Annotated in this window: 22 protein-coding genes and 1 pseudogene; 12 read left to right on the plus strand and 11 right to left on the minus strand. The window is 69.7% G+C overall.

Translation table 11 applies throughout. From position 1 onward, the window contains the following. Positions 1 to 7 precede the first annotated feature (7 nt). Positions 8 to 1,387, plus strand: a complete 1,380-nt coding sequence (locus ABZX37_RS32645) for an aromatic amino acid lyase (RefSeq protein WP_354746101.1) — start codon at positions 8 to 10, stop codon at positions 1,385 to 1,387. A gap of 4 nt (positions 1,388 to 1,391) precedes the next feature. Here the strand turns inward: ABZX37_RS32645 and ABZX37_RS32650 are convergent, their stop codons facing one another. Further along, entirely contained in the window at positions 1,392 to 2,105 is a 714-nt protein-coding gene (locus ABZX37_RS32650; RefSeq protein WP_354746103.1) for an ABC transporter permease subunit, read from the minus strand. Next, positions 2,102 to 2,794 (minus strand): ABC transporter permease, encoded by a 693-nt coding sequence (locus tag ABZX37_RS32655; RefSeq protein ID WP_354746105.1) that lies wholly within the window; start codon positions 2,792 to 2,794, stop codon positions 2,102 to 2,104. The genes ABZX37_RS32650 and ABZX37_RS32655 overlap by 4 nt, the downstream gene beginning before the upstream one ends. Positions 2,795 to 2,934: 140 nt before the next feature. Between ABZX37_RS32655 and ABZX37_RS32660 the strand changes: the two genes are divergently transcribed. The 3 genes from ABZX37_RS32660 (at position 2,935) to ABZX37_RS32670 (ending at position 5,528) form a co-directional block, all read left to right on the plus strand. Continuing rightward, entirely contained in the window at positions 2,935 to 3,852 is a 918-nt protein-coding gene (locus tag ABZX37_RS32660; protein WP_354746107.1) for an ABC transporter substrate-binding protein, read from the plus strand. 102 nt (positions 3,853 to 3,954) lie between these two features. Beyond that, positions 3,955 to 4,389, plus strand: coding sequence for an SRPBCC family protein (locus tag ABZX37_RS32665; RefSeq protein WP_354746109.1), 435 nt, complete (start codon positions 3,955 to 3,957; stop codon positions 4,387 to 4,389). A 113-nt stretch (positions 4,390 to 4,502) separates the two neighbouring features. Next, positions 4,503 to 5,528, plus strand: a complete 1,026-nt coding sequence (locus ABZX37_RS32670; RefSeq protein ID WP_354746111.1) for an NADP-dependent oxidoreductase — start codon at positions 4,503 to 4,505, stop codon at positions 5,526 to 5,528. On the opposite strand, the gene ABZX37_RS32675 is transcribed toward ABZX37_RS32670, so the two are convergent. From ABZX37_RS32675 to ABZX37_RS32685, 3 genes are read right to left on the minus strand one after another with little or no spacing between them, the layout of a single operon-like run. After that, positions 5,518 to 6,177: a haloacid dehalogenase type II gene (locus ABZX37_RS32675; RefSeq protein WP_354746113.1), complete on the minus strand. Its 660-nt coding sequence runs from the start codon at positions 6,175 to 6,177 to the stop codon at positions 5,518 to 5,520. The two genes, ABZX37_RS32670 and ABZX37_RS32675, sit on opposite strands and share 11 nt — an antisense overlap. A gap of 54 nt (positions 6,178 to 6,231) precedes the next feature. Beyond that, a complete protein-coding gene (locus tag ABZX37_RS32680) occupies positions 6,232 to 6,636 on the minus strand; it encodes an SRPBCC domain-containing protein (RefSeq protein ID WP_354746115.1) in 405 nt (134 codons plus the stop codon). Further along, positions 6,633 to 7,025 carry a Rid family hydrolase gene (locus ABZX37_RS32685; protein WP_354746117.1) on the minus strand — a complete coding sequence of 131 codons (393 nt, stop codon included), beginning with the start codon at positions 7,023 to 7,025 and terminating at the stop codon, positions 6,633 to 6,635. Before ABZX37_RS32685 ends, ABZX37_RS32680 begins: the two co-directional genes overlap by 4 nt. 61 nt (positions 7,026 to 7,086) lie before the next feature. On the opposite strand from ABZX37_RS32685, the gene ABZX37_RS32690 reads away from it, so the two are divergent. Beyond that, positions 7,087 to 8,031, plus strand: coding sequence for a WYL domain-containing protein (locus ABZX37_RS32690; protein WP_354746119.1), 945 nt, complete (start codon positions 7,087 to 7,089; stop codon positions 8,029 to 8,031). On the opposite strand, the gene ABZX37_RS32695 is transcribed toward ABZX37_RS32690, so the two are convergent. Continuing rightward, complete coding sequence (locus ABZX37_RS32695) at positions 8,012 to 8,629, minus strand: TetR/AcrR family transcriptional regulator (RefSeq protein ID WP_354746229.1); 618 nt, start codon at positions 8,627 to 8,629, stop codon at positions 8,012 to 8,014. The two genes, ABZX37_RS32690 and ABZX37_RS32695, sit on opposite strands and share 20 nt — an antisense overlap. Positions 8,630 to 8,750: 121 nt before the next feature. On the opposite strand from ABZX37_RS32695, the gene ABZX37_RS32700 reads away from it, so the two are divergent. After that, positions 8,751 to 9,797 (plus strand): NAD(P)-dependent alcohol dehydrogenase, encoded by a 1,047-nt coding sequence (locus ABZX37_RS32700; protein ID WP_354746121.1) that lies wholly within the window; start codon positions 8,751 to 8,753, stop codon positions 9,795 to 9,797. A gap of 153 nt (positions 9,798 to 9,950) precedes the next feature. Here ABZX37_RS32700 and purU read toward each other — a convergent pair whose 3' ends face one another. The 5 genes and pseudogenes from purU to ABZX37_RS32725 all read right to left on the minus strand — a co-directional run bounded on the left by purU (position 9,951) and on the right by ABZX37_RS32725 (position 13,502). Next, positions 9,951 to 10,802: a formyltetrahydrofolate deformylase gene (gene purU / locus ABZX37_RS32705; protein WP_354746231.1), complete on the minus strand. Its 852-nt coding sequence runs from the start codon at positions 10,800 to 10,802 to the stop codon at positions 9,951 to 9,953. 45 nt (positions 10,803 to 10,847) lie between these two features. Next, a pseudogene (locus ABZX37_RS32710) lies at positions 10,848 to 11,450 on the minus strand (maleylpyruvate isomerase family mycothiol-dependent enzyme); the annotation flags it as partial. Further along, positions 11,356 to 12,153 (minus strand): DedA family protein, encoded by a 798-nt coding sequence (locus ABZX37_RS32715; RefSeq protein ID WP_354746123.1) that lies wholly within the window; start codon positions 12,151 to 12,153, stop codon positions 11,356 to 11,358. The gene ABZX37_RS32715 and the pseudogene ABZX37_RS32710, both read right to left, overlap by 95 nt. 69 nt (positions 12,154 to 12,222) lie before the next feature. Then, entirely contained in the window at positions 12,223 to 13,023 is an 801-nt protein-coding gene (locus tag ABZX37_RS32720) for a class I SAM-dependent methyltransferase (RefSeq protein WP_354746125.1), read from the minus strand. Beyond that, the gene (locus ABZX37_RS32725) at positions 13,002 to 13,502 is read right to left on the minus strand and encodes a DUF2505 domain-containing protein (RefSeq protein ID WP_354746127.1); all 501 of its coding nucleotides are present in this window, start codon (positions 13,500 to 13,502) and stop codon (positions 13,002 to 13,004) included. Before ABZX37_RS32725 ends, ABZX37_RS32720 begins: the two co-directional genes overlap by 22 nt. Positions 13,503 to 13,676: 174 nt before the next feature. Between ABZX37_RS32725 and ABZX37_RS32730 the strand changes: the two genes are divergently transcribed. From ABZX37_RS32730 to ABZX37_RS32755, 6 genes are all read left to right on the plus strand, one after another. Then, the gene (locus ABZX37_RS32730; RefSeq protein ID WP_354746129.1) at positions 13,677 to 14,732 is read left to right on the plus strand and encodes a UDP-N-acetylmuramate dehydrogenase; all 1,056 of its coding nucleotides are present in this window, start codon (positions 13,677 to 13,679) and stop codon (positions 14,730 to 14,732) included. 175 nt (positions 14,733 to 14,907) lie between these two features. Next, positions 14,908 to 16,095, plus strand: a complete 1,188-nt coding sequence (locus tag ABZX37_RS32735; protein WP_354746131.1) for an Ig-like domain-containing protein — start codon at positions 14,908 to 14,910, stop codon at positions 16,093 to 16,095. A gap of 28 nt (positions 16,096 to 16,123) precedes the next feature. Continuing rightward, the gene (locus ABZX37_RS32740) at positions 16,124 to 16,948 is read left to right on the plus strand and encodes an alpha/beta hydrolase (RefSeq protein WP_354746133.1); all 825 of its coding nucleotides are present in this window, start codon (positions 16,124 to 16,126) and stop codon (positions 16,946 to 16,948) included. Between the two features lie 13 nt (positions 16,949 to 16,961). Beyond that, entirely contained in the window at positions 16,962 to 18,260 is a 1,299-nt protein-coding gene (gene mshA / locus ABZX37_RS32745; RefSeq protein WP_354746135.1) for a D-inositol-3-phosphate glycosyltransferase, read from the plus strand. Beyond that, entirely contained in the window at positions 18,257 to 18,769 is a 513-nt protein-coding gene (locus ABZX37_RS32750; protein ID WP_354746136.1) for a YbjN domain-containing protein, read from the plus strand. Before mshA ends, ABZX37_RS32750 begins: the two co-directional genes overlap by 4 nt. Positions 18,770 to 18,834: 65 nt before the next feature. Further along, positions 18,835 to 19,656, plus strand: a complete 822-nt coding sequence (locus ABZX37_RS32755; protein ID WP_354746138.1) for a DUF4349 domain-containing protein — start codon at positions 18,835 to 18,837, stop codon at positions 19,654 to 19,656. Positions 19,657 to 19,898: the final 242 nt, after the last annotated feature.

Below are 19,898 nucleotides of genomic sequence, written 5' to 3' on the forward strand. Positions count from 1 at the left end.
GTCCATAATGGACGAATTAGAACCGGTCAAGGTCAGCCCGGCAGTCCTCGAAGCCCTTAAGCGGCAGCGCGAGGCGATGCTGGCCGCGCTGGACAACAACAGTCCGATCTACGGCATCAACACCGGGATGGGGCGGCTCGCCGGGACCCGGCTCACCAGCGAGCAGCAAGCTCACCACCAGCGCAATCTCCTGGTCGGCCGGGCAGTGGGCGGGCCGCCGTGGTTGTCGCCGGAGTTGACCCGTGCGGTGCTGCGCATGCGATTGCGCGGGTTTCTCCGCGGCGACGCGGCGGTCAGCCCCGAGCTGGTCACCTTCCTCGCCGACCGGATCAACGACGGGTTCCTCCCCGCCGTCCCGCGCGACAGCCTCGGCAGCGCGGGCGAGATCATCCCGCTGGCGCACGCGTTCCAGACCTTCGTCGGGCTCGGCACAGTCATCGAGGACGGCATCGAAGTCCCGGCGGCGGAGGCGCTGCACCAACGCGGGGTGAAGCCGTTCGTGCTCGGGCCGAAGGAAGGGGCGAGCCTGATCCAAGGTTCGCCGCTGGCCGAGGCGTACGCGTGGGTCTGCGGCGAAAGAGCACGTCGGCTGGTTGATTGGCAGACGGTCTGCGCGGCGATCACCGTGGACGTTCTCGGTGCGCCGCAAGCGATTTACCGCGGCACGAGGATCGAGAGACTTATCGACGGGGGCAAAACGAGAAAGGGAGTCGTGCAGGCGCCGATCTCGGTGCGAGTAGGCCCGAAGGTGCTCGAATACGTCAGCCAGACGGTCGAGGAACTGCGGGAAACCCTGCAGCAGTCCTGGGAAACTCCGGCGGACTCACCGGCCTTCCTCGACGGAGAGTTCGTCCCGACGACCGGCTATCACGCAGCCGCGCTCGGGCTTCGGATGGACGCCGTGAAGGCAGCGCTCATCCACGCGGCGGAGGTCTCGGTACAGCGCCTGCACCGCCTCCTCGACCCGCAGTTCAGCGGCCTCCCGCCCCAGCTGGCGGTGGATCCGGGTCCACAGGCTGGACTCACGCCGCTGCACAAACGCGCGGCGGGCGAGCTGCACGCGATGCGGCGGCTGGCCGCACCGGCGACGCTCGGATCGCTCGACACTTCCGCTGGTCAGGAGGACGTGCAAGCGTTTGCCAGCAAGGCCGGTGCCGAGCTGGAGACCGTCATCGAACGCTTCTTCGCCATCACCGCGTGCGAGTTGATCGCCGGACGGCAAGCGCGGTATCTGCTCAAGACCCCAGGAGCACCGGGGCTGGCCGACGCCTACGCCTGGCTGGCCGAGAGGGTCGAGCCGGTGGTGGTCGACCGGTCGCTGGGGCCGGAAATCGAGCGACTGGCCGCGGTGTGTCGTGAGTTCCCATGCCGGTTAGAACCGGGATAACCCCTCACGAGTCCCGCCGTGCCTGCTGGAGCGCGAGACCGCGAGGCGTAGCCAGCTTGGTCAGCAGCGCGAACAATCCCTCACACACCAACGCCAGAATCACCACCGCCACGCCGCCGCCGAAGATCTCGCCGTGGCCCTGCTCGCCGAGGGCGAAACCGTCCACGATGTAGCGGCCGAGACCGCCGCCGTCGTTGACGATCGCGCCGATCGCGACCGTCGCGACCAGTTGCAGGAACGCCACTCGCGCGGCGGCCACGATCACCGGCGACGCCAGCGGCAGTTCCACGCGCAGCATGATCTGCCATTCGCGATACCCGGTGCCGCGCGCCGCGTCGACGACTTCCTGTTCCACCTGCACCACCCCGGCGTAGGTGTTGGTGAACAGCGGCGGCAGCGCCAGCGCGACGAGCGCGAGCAGCAGCGGCCAGAAGTCCGTGTTCGCGCCCCACCTGCTGGCCAGGAACCAGAACAGGATGATCAGCCCGAAGCTCGGGATCGCGCGGCCGATGTTCACCGCGCTGCTGGCGAGGAACTGGCCGCGCCGGTAGTGCGCGAGCCACAGCGCGAACGGGACCGTCAGGACGATCGAGATCACCAGCGCCAGCGCGGAAAACCACAGATGCTGCACGGTCCGGAACGGAATCCCGGCCGGATCGGTCCAGCTCCAGCGGTTCGGGTCGGCCAGCCATTGGCTCAGCTGCGCGAAAAAGCTCATCGGACCGCCCTCCGCGCCCACGGGGCGAGCGCGCGTTCGCTCAGCCACAGCAGCAAATCGACGAGCACGGCCAGCGCGATCGACAGCACGATGCCCACGATGATCGGGCTCGGGTTGGGGATCGGCGTCTGGATTCCGGCGCGGATGAAGTAGCCGAGCCCGCCGTTGCCGAGCAGCGACGTGACGGTGACCAGGCCGATCGTCGTCACCGCGGCCACTCGAAGCCCGGCGATCACCACCGGCAGCGCGAGCGGCAGTTCCACCTGCCACAACAGCCGCCGTCGCGTGAAGCCCATCCCGACCGCGGCCTCGCGCACCTCGGTCGGCACCTGCTGCACGCCGGTCACGATGTTGCGGATCAGGATCAGCAGCGTGTACGTCGCCAGAGGGATCACCGAGGTGGCGAAGGTGAACCCGAGCAACGGGACCAGCAGCGCGAACGCGCCCAGGCTCGGGATCACGTAGAGCGCGCCCGCGGCGCCCACGACGAACGGATAGAACCAGCGGTAGCGCAGGCACAGCGTGGCCAGCGCGAGCGACAGCACGAGACCGACGCCGAGCGCGGTCGCGGTGAGGGCGACGTGCTCGCCGAGCCGCTGAAGAATCGCGTCAGCGTTGCGTTCGACCCACCGCCATTCGAAGAGGGGACGGCTGCTGTCGGCCAGCAGCGGGGTCACGGACGCGTGCACCGCACGAGGTTACCCCGATCGAGCGACAATATTCCGACAGTTGAGATTGCGTGGCGATGTTCCTAACCAGTGGTTTCTGTCGGTGCGCGCGGTTAGGGTCCAACTCCACTGAAAGAGTGAACTGAGGAGTGTGGGGACACGTGCGCTGGACCCGGAACATCCGAGTGGCCGCGCTGCTGGCGACGGCCGCGCTCGGCTTGACCGCGTGCGGTGGGGGAAGCGACCAGCCGGCCGCGCCGAGCAAGGGCGGCGCTCCGATCGTCGTCGCCTCGTTCAACTTCACCGACAGCCAGATCCTGGCCGAGATCTACGCGAGCGCGCTGGAGGCCAAGGGCTATCCGGTCACCCGGAAGCTGAACCTCGGCTCGCGGGAGCTGGTCTACCCGTCGCTCAAATCCGGCGAACTGCAGTTCCTGCCGGAGTACCAGGGCGCGGCGATCACGACCGGCTTCGGCAAGGAGGCCACGAAGGACGCCAAGGCCGAGCACGACCAGCTGGAGAAGCTGTTCGCGCCGGAGGGCGTCGGCCTGCTGAACTACGCCGCGGCCGAGGACAAGAACACCTACATCATGAAGGCCGACGTCGCGAAGTCGAAGGGCATCGCGTCGATCAGCGACCTGAAGAAGCTCGACAAGGTCGTCATGGCCGGTCCGCCGGAGTGCGAGAAGCGGCTGCCGTGCTTCAAGGGCTTCAAGGACGTCTACAAGCTGGCGAACGCCACCTTCCAGACCGTGCAGGAGGCCGGGCCGCGCGTGCAGCAGCTCAATTCCGGCGCGGTCACGGTGATCCCGGTCGACTCGGTCAGCCCGCTGGTCGGCGACTCGCAGTACGTCGCGCTCAAGGACGACCTCACCATCGTGCCCACCGAGAACGTGGTGCCCGCGGTGAACAAGAAGGTGCTCGACGAGCGCGGCACGGACTTCGCGACGGTCGTCAACGCGGTCAGCGCGAAGCTCACCACGGAGGGCATGCGCGAGCTGAACAAGCGGGTCGACGCGGACGGCGAGCCCGCGGCCGACGTGGCCAAGGACTGGCTGAAGCAGCAGGGCCTCAGCTGAGTGTCGTGAGTGGCGATCACGGGTTCTAACCGGGATCGCCACTCACGACCCCCATGTGCGAAGGTGACCTCGGCGGAACCTGAGGAGAGCAGAGGAAACGACATGGGCAAGGTCACGGCCACCGCGGAGCGCACGATCGACGCGCCGGTGGAACGCGTGCGTGAGCTGGTCGCGGACTACGCCGAGACCCGGCCGAAGCTGCTCACCGAGCACTACCGCGACTACGAGGTCAGCGAAGGCGGAGTCGGCGCCGGCACGAAGGCCAGCTGGAAGCTGCAGGCCACGGCCAAGCGCGTGCGCGACGTCGCGGCCACGGTGACCGAGCCGTCGCCGGGCACCCTCGTCGAGACCGACGCGAACTCCAGCATGGTCACCACCTGGACCGTCACCGCCTCCGGCGAGCGTTCGCTGGTCCGCATCCAGACCAGCTGGGACGGCGCGGGCGGCGTCGGCGGCTTCTTCGAGAAGACCTTCGCGCCCGGCGGGCTCAAGAAGATCTACGACGGCGTTCTCGGCAAGCTCGCGGAGATCGTGTAGCGCTTGCCACAGCTCCGGGGACAATCGGAATGCGCGCCCCGGTTGCTCCGTTGGCCGGATAGACGGGGCGTGCGCCCCGCTTCAGTCCAGCTTGAACGAAACGGAGTTCGACGGTGAACGCACCCACAGCGCCCGACACAGCGACCGAGGTCCGGCTCGCGGCCCGTCCGCACGGCGTCCCGACCATGGACACTTTCGACATCGTCGAGACCGACGTGCCGAAGCCGGGTCCCGGGCAGATTCTGGTGCGCAACGCGGTGATGAGCGTCGACCCGGCGATGCGCGGCCGGATGAACGACGTGAAGTCCTACTCGCCGCCGTTCGTCGTCGGCGAGGCCATGCAGGGCGGCGCGGTCGGCGAGGTCATCGAGTCCACTGTGGACGGCTTCGCGCCCGGCGATCACGTGCTGCATCAGGCGGGCTGGCGCACGCACGCGGTGCTCGACGCCAAGCGAGCGGTCAAAGTGGACGATTCCGTCGCGCCGCTTTCGACCTACCTCGGCGTGCTCGGGATGCCGGGTCTCACCGCCTACGCCGGACTGCTGGTGAGCGCGGAATTCAAGCCCGGCGACACCGTTTTCGTGTCCGGCGCGGCCGGTGCGGTCGGCTCGCTCGTCGGTCAGTTGGCGCGGCTCAAGGGCGCCAAGCGCGTGATCGGCAGCGCGGGTTCGGCGGAGAAGGTCCGCTACCTCACCGAGGAGCTCGGCTTCGACGCTGCCTTCAACTACAAGGACGGTCCGGTCGCCGAGCAGCTCGCCGCGGCCGCGCCCGAGGGCATCGACGTCTACTTCGACAACGTCGGCGGCGAGCACCTGGAAGCCGCGATCGCCTCGATGAACCTGCACGGCCGGATCGCCATCTGCGGCATGATCTCGCAGTACAACGCCACCGAGCCGACGCCCGCGCCGCGCAACCTGGTGCAGCTCATCGCGAAGCGGATCACCATGCGCGGCCTGCTCGTGCTGGACCACTGGCACCTGATGCAGGAGTTCGTGGCCGAGGTCGCGCCGCTCGTCGCGTCCGGCGAGATCAAGTACTCCGAGACCTTTGTGGACGGTATCCGCAACGCGCCGGAAGCGTTCCTCGGTCTGCTGAGCGGGGCCAACACCGGCAAGATGCTGGTGCGCCTCAGTTCCTGACGATCGCGTCAGCCAGCTCGGGCATCGTCGCCGCCGTGTAGGTCGCGGCGGGCAGGCCGGGCAGCGGATGGACTCCGGGACGCGCGAGCAGCGCGGTCCGGAGTCCGGCGGCTTGGGCCCCGGCGATGTCCCAGCCGTGCGCGGCGATCATCACCGCCTGACCAGGTTCGACGCCGAAGGCGCGCAGCACCTGGTGGTACGGCGCTGGCGCGGGCTTCAACCGGCTGACTTGCTGTGCGGAGAAGATCCGGTCGAATTTCGTTGCCAGGCCAGCGTTCTGCAGCTGCGCTTCGGCGGTGGCGAGCGGCGAATTCGTGAGGGCGACAACCTGATGTCCGGCCTGGCGCAAGCGGTCAAGGCCGGGTACGACGTCGGCGTGCGCGGGCAGTGCACGCAGGCCGTCGCCGACCTTCCCCAGCTCGGCGTCGGTGAGTTCGTGGCCGTGCCGCGCGCAAACGGCGGCCGCGGCTTCCCCGGCGATCTGCGCGAAATCGCGGTACTGGCCCGCCGCGGTCACCGTGAGCACGGTGTGGATCGCGAGGGTGAACCACTCCTGCCGCGCCGCCGGGTCTCCGGTGAGCTGGGTGAACAGCGGGTCGAGCGCGGTCAGATCGAGCAGCGTCTCGTTGACGTCGAACACGCAGAGCATCGCGCCTCCTGCCGGTGAACCGCTTGCGTACCAGGGTCCTCCGTCAGTCGCGGGCTAGGCAAGCGCGGTGATCAGTTCGGTGAGAACTCCCTGCCAATGGCGGCGCTGCTGCTCCCGTTCGGCGGCATTGGCCAGCCGCTCCTGGTGAATGCGCAGCATCGCTTTGCCGGGACCGCTGGCGCGCACCGCCAGCTGCAGGGTCGTCTCGTGCGACCAGCCGGTCGGCTGCCAGGTGAGCCGGATCCGGTCCATTTCGCGGAAACTGCGCGTCTCGCCGCGGATTCCGTCGGCGGTCTCGTATCCGACGCCGGGTTCGGGGTGGACAGTCACGCCCTCGCCGAGCCAGATCGCCACGCCTTCCGGCGAGGTGATGAAGTCCCACACCTCTTCGGCGGAGCGGCCGATCGTCTTCGAGACGCCGATCTGCCAGCCCGCGTCCTTGGTCTGCCCGACGCTCACCGGACCACCGCCGCGATCGCGCTGACCTCGACGAGCGCGCCCGGCACTCCGAGCCCGGCCACCCGCTGGGCGACGACCGGCGGGGTCGCGCCCTCCAGGCCCGCTGCGGCGGCCGGATAGGCCTCGTTGATGTCGACGTCTTCGACCAGCAGGACGTTCAGCAGCACCACGTCCTGGATCGTCGCACCCCCGGCGGCCAGCGCGGTCTTCAGATTGGCCATTACCCGCTCGACCTGCGCGGCGACGTCGGTTCCGCCGATGATCCCGCCCTCGGCGTCGACGGCGTTCTGGCCTCCGACGTAGACCGTGGTCGCGCCGGGCGGGACCACCGCGACGTGGGTGAAGGCGGGGGACTGGACGAGCCCTTCGGGGCGGAGCAGCTGTGTCATGAGACGAGTATGACCAGATACCCGGTCGGATACTGTCCTAGTTTTGCGCGAGAATCGCACCATGACCACCACGAGCCGTCGCCTGGAAACGCTGGCCCTGCTGCAGGCGCGTCCCGGCATCTCCGGCACCGACCTCGCGGCCCGGCTCGGCGTCACCGAGCGCACCACGCGCCGCGACATCGCTCAGCTGCGCGAACTCGGCTACCGCATCGACGGCGAGCCGGGCCGGGTCGGCGGCTACCGGCTCGCGCACGGGACCGCGATGCCGCCGTTGTTGCTCGACGCGGACGAGGTCGCCGCCGTTTCGCTCGGCCTGCAGACAGCGGTGGCGGTCGACGGGCTCGAAACCGCCACGGTGACCGCGCTGGCCAAGCTGACCCAGGTGGTCCCGGCGCGCTGGCAGACCCGGCTAGCCGCGCTGGCGGACGTGGAATCGTTGCCGGGCAAGCCTTTCTGGCGTGCGGCTCGGGACACTTTGATTCCGCTCGCGTTGGCTTGCCGGGCTGGCGAGGCGGTCCGGATCCGGCATCGAGCCCTGGACGCTCCGTCCGCGAAACCGGTTGATGTGCAACCACATCGGCTCATTGCGGTCAGGCGGCAGTGGTACCTCGTCGCCTGCCCGCGCGGGGTAGGAGAATGGAAAACCTTCGCGGTGGACCGGATCGAGGCGGTTCAGCCGCTCGGGATCCAGCTGCCCGCGCCGGAGCCACCGTCCACTGTGGCCGAGCTGGTCACGGACGCGGGCTGGCGGCATCGCGTCCGCGTGCAGGTGCACACCTCCGCGGAACTGGTCCGGGAGCTCGTCGACCCGAGCGTGGCCACCGTGGTCGAGGACGGCGACGAATGCGAACTCCGCTTCGGCACCGACGATCTCGACTGGGCCGCGCGCTGGCTGGCCTACCTGGATGTGGATTTCGACGTCCTGGAGCCGTCCGCGCTCACCGATCGCTTGCGCGCCTTAGGAGAATGGCTGGCCGCCCGCTACGTCACCACTCCGCCGGACTGATCTCCGGACTCCCGGCGCGATAAGCCTCGACCACGATCCGCGCCGCCCGCCGGGACTTGGCGACGACCTGCTCCGTCGGATAACCGAGCCATTGATAGACGCCGTTGAGGTAGAAATCGCCGTAGCCGTAGGCCTGGGTGTGCAGCTGCTCCATCAATTCCAGCGCGGTAGCCGGATCCGGCGAGATCGCGAGGCAGCGCAGCAGCGACGCGTCGATCAGTTCACGGCGGGCCTCGTGCAGTTCGCCGTACTGCGCGTCGGCCAACTCCGCGGCGAAGAAGACGTGCAGCCCGATTCGGGTGTCGATCAGGAACTCGGTGTGCGCGGCGGCGACCGCGGCCAGCGCGGCACCGTCGTCCGTCTCGGCGGCGGCCGCTTCCTCGGCAAGCTCGCGAAGCTGACGCGCCGCGACCGTGCCGACTGCGGCCAGCAGCGCCGCGCGATCTGGGAAATGTCGGTACGGCGCGGCGGCGGAGACCTTCGCCCGCCGCGCGGCTTCGGCGACCGAGAAGCCGGCGACCCCGTTTTCCGCGATCAAGTCGAGCGAGACGCGCACGAGTTCGGCGCGCAGATTGCGGTGGTGGTACTGCGCCGCCATGCCGTGTGTCACACCCGATCGTGGTCGTGCCGAGGAATAAGCCGAGGCCCACGCTAGTCTATGTAAGAGGGTTCTTACATCGAATTTGTCCCGCACCGGACGGGACACCCAGGAGGGCTTCATGACCACGACCACCTCCGCCATCGCCGCCGCGGCGCCGGGCGGACCGCTCGCCCCGACGACGATCGAGCGCCGCGACCTGCGGCCGGACGACGTGCTGATCGACATCGCCTACGCGGGCATCTGCCACAGCGATCTGCACCAGGTCCACCAGGACTGGGGGACCGCGATCTTCCCGATGGTCCCGGGCCACGAGATCGCCGGCGTCGTCGCTGCGGTCGGCTCGGACGTCACGAAGTACCAGGTCGGCGATCGGGTCGGAGTCGGCTGCATGGTCGATTCCTGCGGCGAGTGCGAGTACTGCCGCGCCGGGTCCGAGCAGTTCTGCGTCAAGGGCAACGTGCAGACCTACAACGGGGTCGGCTTCGACGGCGAGAACACCTACGGCGGCTACAGCCAGCAGATCGTCGTGAAGGACGCGTTCGTCTGCCGCATCCCGGAAGGCATCTCCCTCGACATCGCCGCGCCGCTGCTGTGCGCGGGCATCACCACGTACTCGCCGCTGCGCCGGTGGGGCGCGGGACCGGGCAAGAAGGTCGCCGTCGTCGGGCTTGGCGGGCTCGGGCACATGGCGGTCAAGCTGGCCGTCGCGATGGGCGCGGACGTCACCGTGCTCAGCCAGAGCCTCAAGAAGCAGGAAGACGGGATTCGCCTCGGCGCGAAGGACTACTACGCGACCAGCGACGAGTCGACCTTCGAGGCGCTCGCCGGCCAGTTCGACGTCATCCTCAACACCGTCTCGGCGAAGCTGCCGGTCGACGCGTACCTCAGCCTGCTGCGCGTCGGCGGCGCGATGGTGAACGTCGGCGCGCCGGGAGAACCGTTGGAGTACAACGTCTTCTCCCTGCTCGGCGGCAACCGCGTGCTCGCCGGTTCGATGATCGGCGGCATCGCGGAAACCCAGGAGATGCTCGACTTCTGCGCAGAGCACGGCGTCGGCGCGGAGATCGAGACGATCAGCGCGGACCAGGTGAACGAGGCGTACGCGCGGGTCGAGAACAGCGACGTGCGCTACCGCTTCGTGATCGACACCTCGACGATCGGCTGACCCCTCGCCGACCGCGCCCCAATGCCACATTGGGTGCTCCATCCATGCCCCCGCCGCCGCCCTCAACGGAGGCGCTGCGCGCCGCTGGCCTGTTCAACGCACCCAATGTGGCGTTCGGTGCGCTGAACGCACCCAATGCCACATTGGGGCGCGTCAGAGCACCATGGTCCGGTTGCCGTGTACCAGAACGCGCCCCTCGAGGTGCCAGCGCAGGCCGCGGGCGAGCGTCACCTTCTCGATGTCGCGGCCCTTGCGCACCATGTCCTGCACCGAATCGCCGTGGTCGACGCGGATCACGTCCTGTTCGATGATCGGCCCGGCGTCCAGGTCCGCGGTGACGTAGTGGCAGGTCGCGCCGACGAGCTTCACGCCGCGCGTGTGCGCCTGGTGGTACGGCTTCGCGCCGATGAACGACGGCAGGAAGCTGTGGTGGATGTTCAGCGCGCGCCCGGCCCACTCCGCACACAGGTCCGCGGGCAGCACCTGCATGAACCGCGCCAGCACGATCGCGTGCGGGTCGTGTGCGTCGACCAGTTCGCGGACCTTGGCGAACGCGGCCGCCTTGCCGTCGGGGTCGCCCGCCGGGAACGGCACGTGGTGGAACGGGATCCCGTGCGCGCGGGTGATGTCCGCGAGTGAGTCGTGGTTGCCGATCACCGCGGCGATGTCGACGTCCAGTTCACCGGAGGCGACGCGGCCGAGCAGGTCGTACAGGCAGTGCCCGGCCTTCGACACCAGCACCACCGCGCGCGGGCGCTCGCCGGTGTCGCGGACCTGCCAGCTCGACTCCGCGGACAGCTCGTTCGCCACCTCGCCGAACCGCTCGCGCAATCCCGCGGCGTCGAACGGCAGCGAATCGGCGCGCACGACCTGGCGGGTGAAGAACCAGCCCGAGTCGGGGTCGGTGTGATACGCCGCCTCGGCGATCATTCCTCCGTGGTCGGCGAGGAAGCCCGAGATGCGGGCGATGATGCCGGTGCGGTCGGGGCAGCCGAAGGTGAGCACGTAACGCTGAGGATCTGACACGCGCCCATTCTCACCGGCCGCTGGTCAGGGCGCTGCGAGGGGCTCCAGAAGGGTGGCGTCGCCGACTTTCCCGGCGTGGTTCGGGCGGCCCCAGAGCGCGCGGTAGACGTCGTCGGCGGGGCCGGTGAGCGTGAGGTCCGGGACGCCTTCGCCCAGCGTCGGCGGCTGGTCGGCGTGCAGCAGCACGGTCCACGTCCGCGTGTCGGTGCTGACCTGGACGATCCCGCCGCGGCCGCTCGGCTGGGCGCGGCGCGGGGTCAGGAACGCGAGGAACTCGTCGATGCCGTCCTCGGCGAATTCCGTGCGGTACTGGGTGACCGGCGGCGTGGGCAGGGCGCTTTCCGCGTCGAGCCGGTGGATGGCGAACTCGTGCGCGAGCCGGCGCGTCCAGTCTCCGACGGTGACCGGGCCGCCGCGCGGGAACGGCGACCGCAGCGGGGTGTCCGCCGGGCGGCGCAGGGCTTCGCGGACGGCCATGCGTTCGCCGTCCAAACAGCCGAGTGCGTCTTCCCAGGTGGCCACCGGTCGCGGCTCAGCCTTCCGGTCGGTGATCGCCGCGACCGTGTACGAGAGCACCGTCGTCAGGTGCGTCACCAGGTCCTGCACTGTCCACTCCGGACAGTTGAGGACGGGCGCGGCCGGGCCTGCGGCGAGCGTCGCGGCTTTGATCCGGTCGGCGTGAATGTCGATCGCTTCCAGCAGACGTGGCGCGTCCATGCACTGACCGTAGCCTGCGCACCCGCACCCGTCGGCCGAATTCGATGAGCGCGACCAGCAGCAGGCCGAGCAGGAACGACAGCAGCAGCCCGTACACCGGACGGTCGGCGAACGCGGTGCCGCCGGCGAGCCCGATCAGCGCGCTGTACACCGACCACAGCGCCGCGCCCACGGCGTCGAGCGGCACGAACCGGCGCAGCGGGTAGCCGAGGCTGCCGTTGGCCAGCGCGCTCGCGACGCGGCCGCCGGGCAGGTACCGAGCGGCGATGATCAGCAGCGGCGCTTGCCGGCGGACTTGGTCACGGGCCCATTCGTAGCGTTGCCGTCCGGACGGTCCGCGCTGCAGCCGGGCGACAGCGCGCGGTCCGGCGGCGCGGCCCACGGCGTAGCCGAGACAGTCGCCCGCCCACGCGCCCGCGGCGGAGACGACGACCAGCAGCGCGAGCCTGCCGACGTCGGGTCCGATCAGGACGGCCACGGTCACCACGGTCGTTTCGCTCGGCATGAACGGGAGCAGCGCGTCCAGTCCGGCGATCGCGAACACGAGCACCCACAGCCAGGGCGAGCCGAGGGTGCCCCGGATCAGGTCGGTGACGTGTTCCAGCAGTTCCACCCGCTCATCGTCAGCACTGAAGGTCACCAAGGGATGACCCAGCGGGGTGCGGGTGGTGAACAGGTGGGTTCAGCGCGGCGCGACGCTTTCCCAGGCCACGGTCAGTTCGCCGAGCCTGCGCCGGTCCGGATTGCCGAAAACGGGCCAGCCGCGGTCGGCGAGCATGGCGACGGTGGTGGTCCAGCGGGCGCGTACGCCGAAGGAACGGTGCGGCGCGGCGGCCGCCCAGCATTCGTCCAATGTGGACATCAGGGCGTGCACGCGTTCGCCGGGAACGTTGCGGTGAATGAGGATCTTCGGCAGCCGTTCGGCCACTGTGGACGGACGGTCGAGCTCGGCGAGGCGGAGCGACAGGGTCAGCGTGCGCGGGCCGTCGGCTCCGACCACGACCCACGTGACCAGCCTGCCGATCTCGTCGCAGGTGCCCTCGACGAGCAGGCCGTCCGGCGGCATCGCGTCGAGCATCAGCTGCCACGCGCCGGGGACCTCGTCCTCGGCGTACTGCCGGAGCACGTTGAACGCGCGCACCAGGACCGGCCGCGCCCCGGCGAGTTCGAAGCCGCCGCGCCGGAAATCGAGCCGGGGCGGATCGGCGGCGGGCTGGGCGGCGGCGACGCGTTCCGGGTCGAGTTCGAGCCCGAGCACGCGGACGTCCGGCCGTACGCGCGCCAGCCAGCGAGCCAGTTCGACCGTCGTGACCGGCGACGCTCCGTAGCCGAGATCGACGACAAGGGGACTTTCGCCCCGTCGCAGCAGGCGGGTGACGGCCGGGTCGCTCGCGAGCCAGCGGTCGACCCTGCGCAACCGGTTGGGATTGGTGGTGCCCCTGGTCGGGGCGCCCACCGGGGTCAGGCGTGCTCGGCCAGCCACTGCGCGGTGAACTCGTCCTCGTTCCGCAGCAGGTTGACCACCTGCTCGGAGACGAACTCCTCGATCCGGCCGCCGAAGAGGGGGATCCGGACGACTACCTCGCCTGAGGTGCGGAGGAGGACTTTGCCGTCTTTGGGGGTGAGGTAGGTGGAGGCGCCGATTTCGCCGGGCACGCCGCCGACGCTGACGTCGGACCGGCCGGTGTACTCGTCGCCGGACCGCTTCCAGGTCTGGGTGCGGTTGACGATGATGTCGCCTTTGTGCAGGGCTCGGACGGCTTGGGGGAGTTTGGCCGCCTTGATGCCGTGCTGGAGTTCGTAGCGGACGGAGTCGGCTTCGGCGGTGTAGGCCAGGAGTTTGGCGTCGTCTCCGCCTAGCGCTTCCAGGCGGGCGCGGAGGGCTTCTTCTCCGGCTACAGCGGCGAAGACGTCCGCTAGCGAGCCGTCGAACTCGCCGCGGTGTTCGATCCGGGATCCCATGAAACGGACAGTACCGGGTGGGTTGCTCGTCGCCTGGCGGCGACATTGTGGCCGGTTGGGGGAGGGGCTGGGCGGGTCGTGAGGGGAACCCTCATTGACTCTGATTCCCTCAGGGTTCCCCTCACGGACGGTCCGAGCGGGCGGGGGCGGGGGCGCGCAGTACCGTCAAGCTTCGTGGACATCGCTGAAACGCCTGGTCCGGCTCACCTCGCCGAGTACACGACGCTGCGCCTCGGCGGGCCGGTGCGCCGGTTCGTCACCGCGACCACCGCCGCGGAACTCGTCTCCGCCGTGCGCGACGCCGACGACGCTGGCGAGCCCGTGCTGCTGCTCGGCGGCGGGTCGAATCTCGTGGTCGGCGACGAAGGCTTCGCGGGCACTCTCGTGCGGATCGCCAACACCGGCTGGACCCGAGACGGTGACATCGTCGAGGTGGCCGCCGGGCAGGAGTGGGACGCGTTCGTCGCCGCGCTGGTCGACAACGACCTCGGCGGGCTCGAGTGTCTCTCCGGCATCCCGGGGTCAGTGGGGGCGACGCCGATTCAGAACGTCGGGGCGTACGGCGGCGAGGTGGCTGAGTCGATCGTCTCTGTCGAGTTGTACGACAGGGCGGCGAAAGAAGTGCGCACGGTCAAGGCTGACGAACTCGGCTTCGCCTACCGCACCAGCGTCCTCAAGGGCACCGATCGCGGCGTCGTGCTGAGCGTGCGGTTCCGGATCGACCCGAGCGGGCAGTCCGCGCCTGTCCGGTACGCCGAGTTGGCGCGCACGCTGGGTGTCGAGATCGACGCGAAAGTCCCCGCCGCGCAGGCTCGGGAAGCGGTGCTGGGGTTGCGGCGCGGCAAGGGCATGGTGCTCGACGCCGCTGATCACGACACCTGGAGTGCGGGGTCGTTCTTCACCAACCCGATCGTCCCCGAAGAAGAAGCGCCAGCCGTCCTCGAGCGGATCGCGGAGTCGACTGAGGGGAAGATCCCGCAGTACCCGGCCAGCGGCGGGGTGAAGTTGTCCGCCGCGTGGCTGATCGAGCGGGCCGGGTTCGGCAAGGGGTACCCCGGGCCTGGCGGTCGGGTTTCGCTGTCCACCAAGCACACGCTCGCGCTCACCAACCGCGGCGGGGCAAGCACGGAAGACCTGCTGCAGTTGGCTCGCGAGGTCCGGGACGGGGTCGAAGGGCGCTTCGGAGTGCGGTTGCGACCGGAACCGCTGCTGATCAACTGTTCGCTCTGACGCCATCGGGGTAACCCGGGTGAGCCAGGCGACAGGAAATCGGCAGCAACCGGGCACCGGGTGAAACGTCTTGCGGGATGGAGTGGAATTTCCGGTTCGCAGGTAACGTCAAAGCGCTCACCGGCGCTGATGTGCGTGGGAGATGCCGGTGCGGGGGACAAGTGGAGGTAAGACCGTGATCGAGCGCCGTACGGTGTTCAAGGCCGTTCTCGCGACCGGCGCGGCGGCGCTGGCCGCCGCGTGCTCGGGCGGCAGCAATGACGGCACCGCGTCGCCGCAGGGCGGGAGCGGCGACAACGGCGGCAAGCCGGTCGCCCCGGTGGCGAAGCTCACCGCGACCCCGGCCGTCGGGGCCAAGGACGCGAGCGTGCGCGAGCCGGTGGTGGTGAAGGTCACCGAAGGCAAGCTCACCGAGGTCAAGCTGACCAACGAGGGCGGCGACGAGATCAAGGGCGAGATCGCCAAGGACGGCCTGTCCTGGACCAGTTCCGAACCGCTCGGCTACGGCAAGACCTACAACTACGCCGCCAAGGCGACCGGCACCGACCAGCGGCCCGCCGAGCTCAAGGGCTCGTTCGCCACGATCAGCCCGGCCAAGACGGTGCGCGCCACGCTGAACCCGGGCGACGACGCCGAGGTCGGGGTCGCGATGCCGATCAGCGTGAAGTTCAACGGGGCCGCTCCGAAGGACCGGGCCGCGGTCGAGAAGGCGCTCAAGGTCAAGACCAGCAAGGACGTCGAGGGCTCGTGGGCCTGGATGTCGGCGAACCAGGTCGACTGGCGGCCCAAGGAGTACTGGCCGGCCAACACGACCGTCGAGGTCGAGGCCAACCTGTACGGCGTGGACCTCGGCGGCGGCGTCTTCGTGAAATCGGATGTCAGCACCAAGTTCAAGATCGGCCGCAACCAGGTGGTCAAGATCAACACGCCGGACCACGTGATGAAGGTCTACCGCGGCGGTGCGGAGAGCGCGAGCTACCCGTGCTCCAACGGGCTCGACTCGGTCGTCGACCGCAACACCCCGAACGGCACCTTCATCATCATGTCGAAGGAGCCGCACGCGGTGTTCGACAACGCCCGCTACGGCTACACCAACGTCAACAAGAAGTGGGCCTGCCGGTTCTCCAACCACGGCGAGTTCATCCACGAGAACCAGGACAACGCGGCCGCGATCGGCAAGACCAACAACTCGCACGGCTGCGTCAACCTGCTCGAGGCGGACGCCAAGGCCTACTTCGACACGGCGATGGTCGGCGACCCGGTCGAGGTCACCGGCTCGAAGCTGGGCAGCCCGACGAACTCCGACGTCAAGGACTGGTTCTACGACTGGTCGACCTGGAAGTCGCTCTCGGCCGCGAAGTGATCCACTGGCCGTCTGCTAACAAGTAGAAGTGAACACTGAGGTAACCGGGGCCGGCGGCGTGCGGATCGCACTGCGCGTCGAAGGCCCGGAGAACGCGCGTCCGATCGTCTTCGTGCACGGCTGGGCCCAGTCCGCCGCGGCCTGGTCCGCTCAGTTCGCCGACCCGGCGCTGAGCGGGCAGTTCCGGCTCGTCGCGATGGACCTGCGCGGGCACGGCGCGTCCGACGTCCCGGAGGACGGCTACGACGACCCGGCGCAGTGGGCCGGGGATCTCGCCGCGGTGCTCGACTTCGCCGGTCCGGACGCGATCGTCGTCGGCTGGTCCTACGGCGGGCTGGTGATCACGGACTACCTGCGCGAGCACGGCACCGCACGGCTCGGCGGGATCGTGCTGGTGGGCGCGATCACCGAGATCGGCCGCAAGCGCGAGGGCGGCGCCACCGGGCCGATCATGCGGGCCGCGCTGCCCGCCGCGCTCTCGGACGACGCCGAGGTGGCGATCCCCGCGCTGGTCGAGTTCACCCGCGCCCAGGCCAGTGCAAAGGTGCCCGGTGGGTACGCGCAGGCGATGCTCGGCAGCTCGCTTTCGGTGCCGCCCGCGGTGCGCGGCGAGCTGTTCCGGCGGGACATCGGCAGTGGTGACGTGCTTGCCGCGGTCGACAAGCCGACGCTCGTGGTGCACGGCTCGGCCGACGGGGTGGTGGATCCTTCGGCGGCAGAGTATTCGGCCGGGAAGATTCCGGGGGCGGTCCTGCGTTGGTTCGTTGAGGCCGGGCATCTGCCGTTCGTCGAGGAGCCGGAGGACTTCAACTCCGTGCTGCGGCGGTTCGCCGGGGACGCAGCAGCCGAGTAGCAGGAGTGACTAGGTGACCCTCAAGGGATTCATCGCGCAGCCGCGCCGGATCGCGGTCTTGTCCGTGCACACCTCCCCGCTCGAGCAGCCGGGCACCGGCGACGCCGGCGGGATGAACGTGTACGTCAGCCAGACCGCGCAGGAGATGGCGCGGCGCGGCATCGAGGTCGAGGTCTTCACCCGGGCGACCTCGTCGGACCAGCCGCCGCTGGCCGAGCTGGCGCCCGGCGTCACGGTGCGGCACGTGCCGGCCGGGCCGTTCGAGCCGCTGGCGCGCGACGAGCTGCCCGCGCAGCTGTGCGCGTTCACCTCGGGCGTGCTGCGCGCGGAGGCGTTTCACGAGCCGGGCTACTACGACCTGATCCATTCGCACTATTGGCTGTCTGGCCAGGTCGGCTGGCTCGCCCGCGACCGCTGGGGCGTGCCGCTCGTGCACACCGCGCACACCCTGGCCAAGGTCAAGAACGCGCTGCTCGCCGAGGGCGACAAGCCCGAGCCGCGCACGCGCGTGATGGGCGAGGAGCAGGTGGTCGCCGAGGCGGATTGCCTCGTCGCGAACACCCAGGTCGAGGCTCGGCAGCTGGTCGATCTCTACGGGGCCGCCGCGCCCGCGGTGCACGCCGTGCCGCCCGGTGTCGACCTCGAACGGTTCACGCCTGGTTCGCAGCTGGACGCGCGCCGCGAGCTGAACCTGTCGCCGGACGCCGTCGTGCTCGCTTTCGCCGGACGGATCCAACCGCTCAAGGCGCCTGACGTCCTGCTGCACGCGGCGGCGGAAATGCTGCGGCGGCGGCCGGAATTGGCGTCGCGGCTGGTGGTTCTGGTGGTCGGCGGACCGTCCGGGACCGGGCTGGAGCAGCCGCAGGCGTTGCGCGAGCTGGCGGTGTCGCTGGGCATCGCGGAGCAGGTGCGATTCCTGCCGCCGCAGAGCGGGCTGAAGCTGCGCACGGTGTTCCGCGCGGCCGACGTCGTCGCGGTGCCGAGCTACAACGAATCCTTCGGTTTGGTCGCGCTCGAAGCGCAGGCGTGCGGCACGCCGGTGGTGGCGGCCGAGGTCGGCGGGCTGCCGGTCGCGGTGCCGCACGGGGTTTCCGGGCTGCTGGTTCCCTCGCACGGCGCGCCGGAATGGGCCGACGCGCTCGCCGCCGTCGCGCTGCGCCCGGATCGCCGAGCCGAACTCGCGGCCAACGCGGTGCGGCACGCGCAGCGGTTTTCCTGGCGGCGCACCACGGATTCCTTGCTGGACATCTATGCTCAGGCGACCATAGCGTTCCGGCAGGCGCTGGAACTGCGGGCGGAGGTGGCAGTGTGAGCCTTGACGCGACTATCAAGTCCACTTTGGACTCAAGTGGGCTCGAGTACGACCGTCGCGGCGAAGGCCGCTATTTCGTGACGTTGCCGGGAACCAAGAAGCTGCAGACGAACTGCTGGCTCGTGGACGGCGACCACGCGTTCTCGGTGGAGGCGTTCGTCTGCCGCCGACCGGACGAGCGGCACGAGGACGTGTACCGGTTCCTGTTGCAGCGCAACGCCCGGCTCTACGGCGTGCACTACACAGTGGACAGTCTCGGCGACATCTACCTCGTCGGCCGCTTCGGCAAGGAGACGGTGACCGAGTCCGAACTGGACAAGATCCTCGGCCAGGTGCTGGAAGCCGCCGACGGCGATTTCAACCCGCTGCTGGAAATCGGGTTCGCCACGTCGATCAAGCGCGAATGGGACTGGCGCGTCTCGCGCGGCGAATCGCTGGCGAACCTGCAGGCGTTCAAACACCTCGCCGAGCCCGCCGACGGCCACGAACCGGGGTTGACCGACTCGTAACCGATCCCGTGCAACGCCTTCTCCGGTCGTTTCGTCTCACCGCCGACGACTGGAGGGAGACGGGGATGCGGACTCGATGGAGATACGCGCTCGCGGGCGCGGCGGTGTTCCTGCTGGCCGGATGCAGCGCCAACAGCGCGGATTCGGCGAGGTCGGCGATCGCGCCCGCGCAGCAGCAGGGCGCGGCGCCGAAACAGGGCAACGCACAGGCGTCGGTGCCCGCGCCCGGCGCGACCGATCGCAAGCTGGCGCGCAGCGCACGGCTCGACCTGACCACGCCGAAGACCGATGACGTCGTGTCCCGCGCCAAGGCGATCGCGACCGGCGCGGGCGGCTATCCCGGGCAGGAGAGCGCGACGGACGATTCCGCGTCGCTGACCTTGTCGGTGCCCGCGGAGAAACTCGACGGCGTGCTCGACCAGCTCGGCGGGCTCGGCCAGGTGAAGCGGCGGGAGATCAGCGCGCAGGACGTCACCGCGCAGGTGGTCGACGTGGACGCGCGGCTGGCGACCCAGCGGGCGAGCGTCGACCGGATGCGCGCGCTGCTGGCGAAGGCGCAATCGGTGTCCGAGATCGCGTCCGTCGAGAGCGAGCTGACCAGCAGGCAGGCCACGCTGGAGTCGCTGGAGCGGCAACAGGCTTCGTTGGCCGGGCAGGTCGCGATGGCGACCGTGTCGCTGTCGGTGACGAAGCAGGAGGCTCCCGCGGCACCGGCGGGCGGCTTCCTCTCCGGGCTGTCCGGGGGATGGGACGCGTTCGTCGCGTTCTGCAACGGGCTGGTCCGGGTGCTGGGCGTGCTGCTGCCGTTCGCGATCGCGTTCGGGATTCCGGCGGGCGCGGTGTTCTGGTGGTTCCGCCGCCGCCGCGGGGCCAGGCCCGCGGAGTGAGGGGCTGGCGGAACGGCTCGAGGGAGGGGGAGTCGCGATCTCGAGCCGTCCCGCTGCAGGTCCCGCCTGCTGGACCCGGTGACGAGGGGGATGCCAACGGGGCCGGCGGGCCGCGGCTCGGCAGGGGGGAGACGAGCCGCGGTCACTGCCCGTGATCAGCCGGGAGTGCGTGGAATCCGGCTGAGCGGGACATGCCCAACCTGTCAGATGTCGACCAGTAATCACAAGACTACTGGTTACTC

The sequence above is a fragment of the Amycolatopsis sp. NPDC004079 genome (assembly GCF_040610415.1).
GTDB lineage: Bacteria > Actinomycetota > Actinomycetes > Mycobacteriales > Pseudonocardiaceae > Amycolatopsis > Amycolatopsis halotolerans.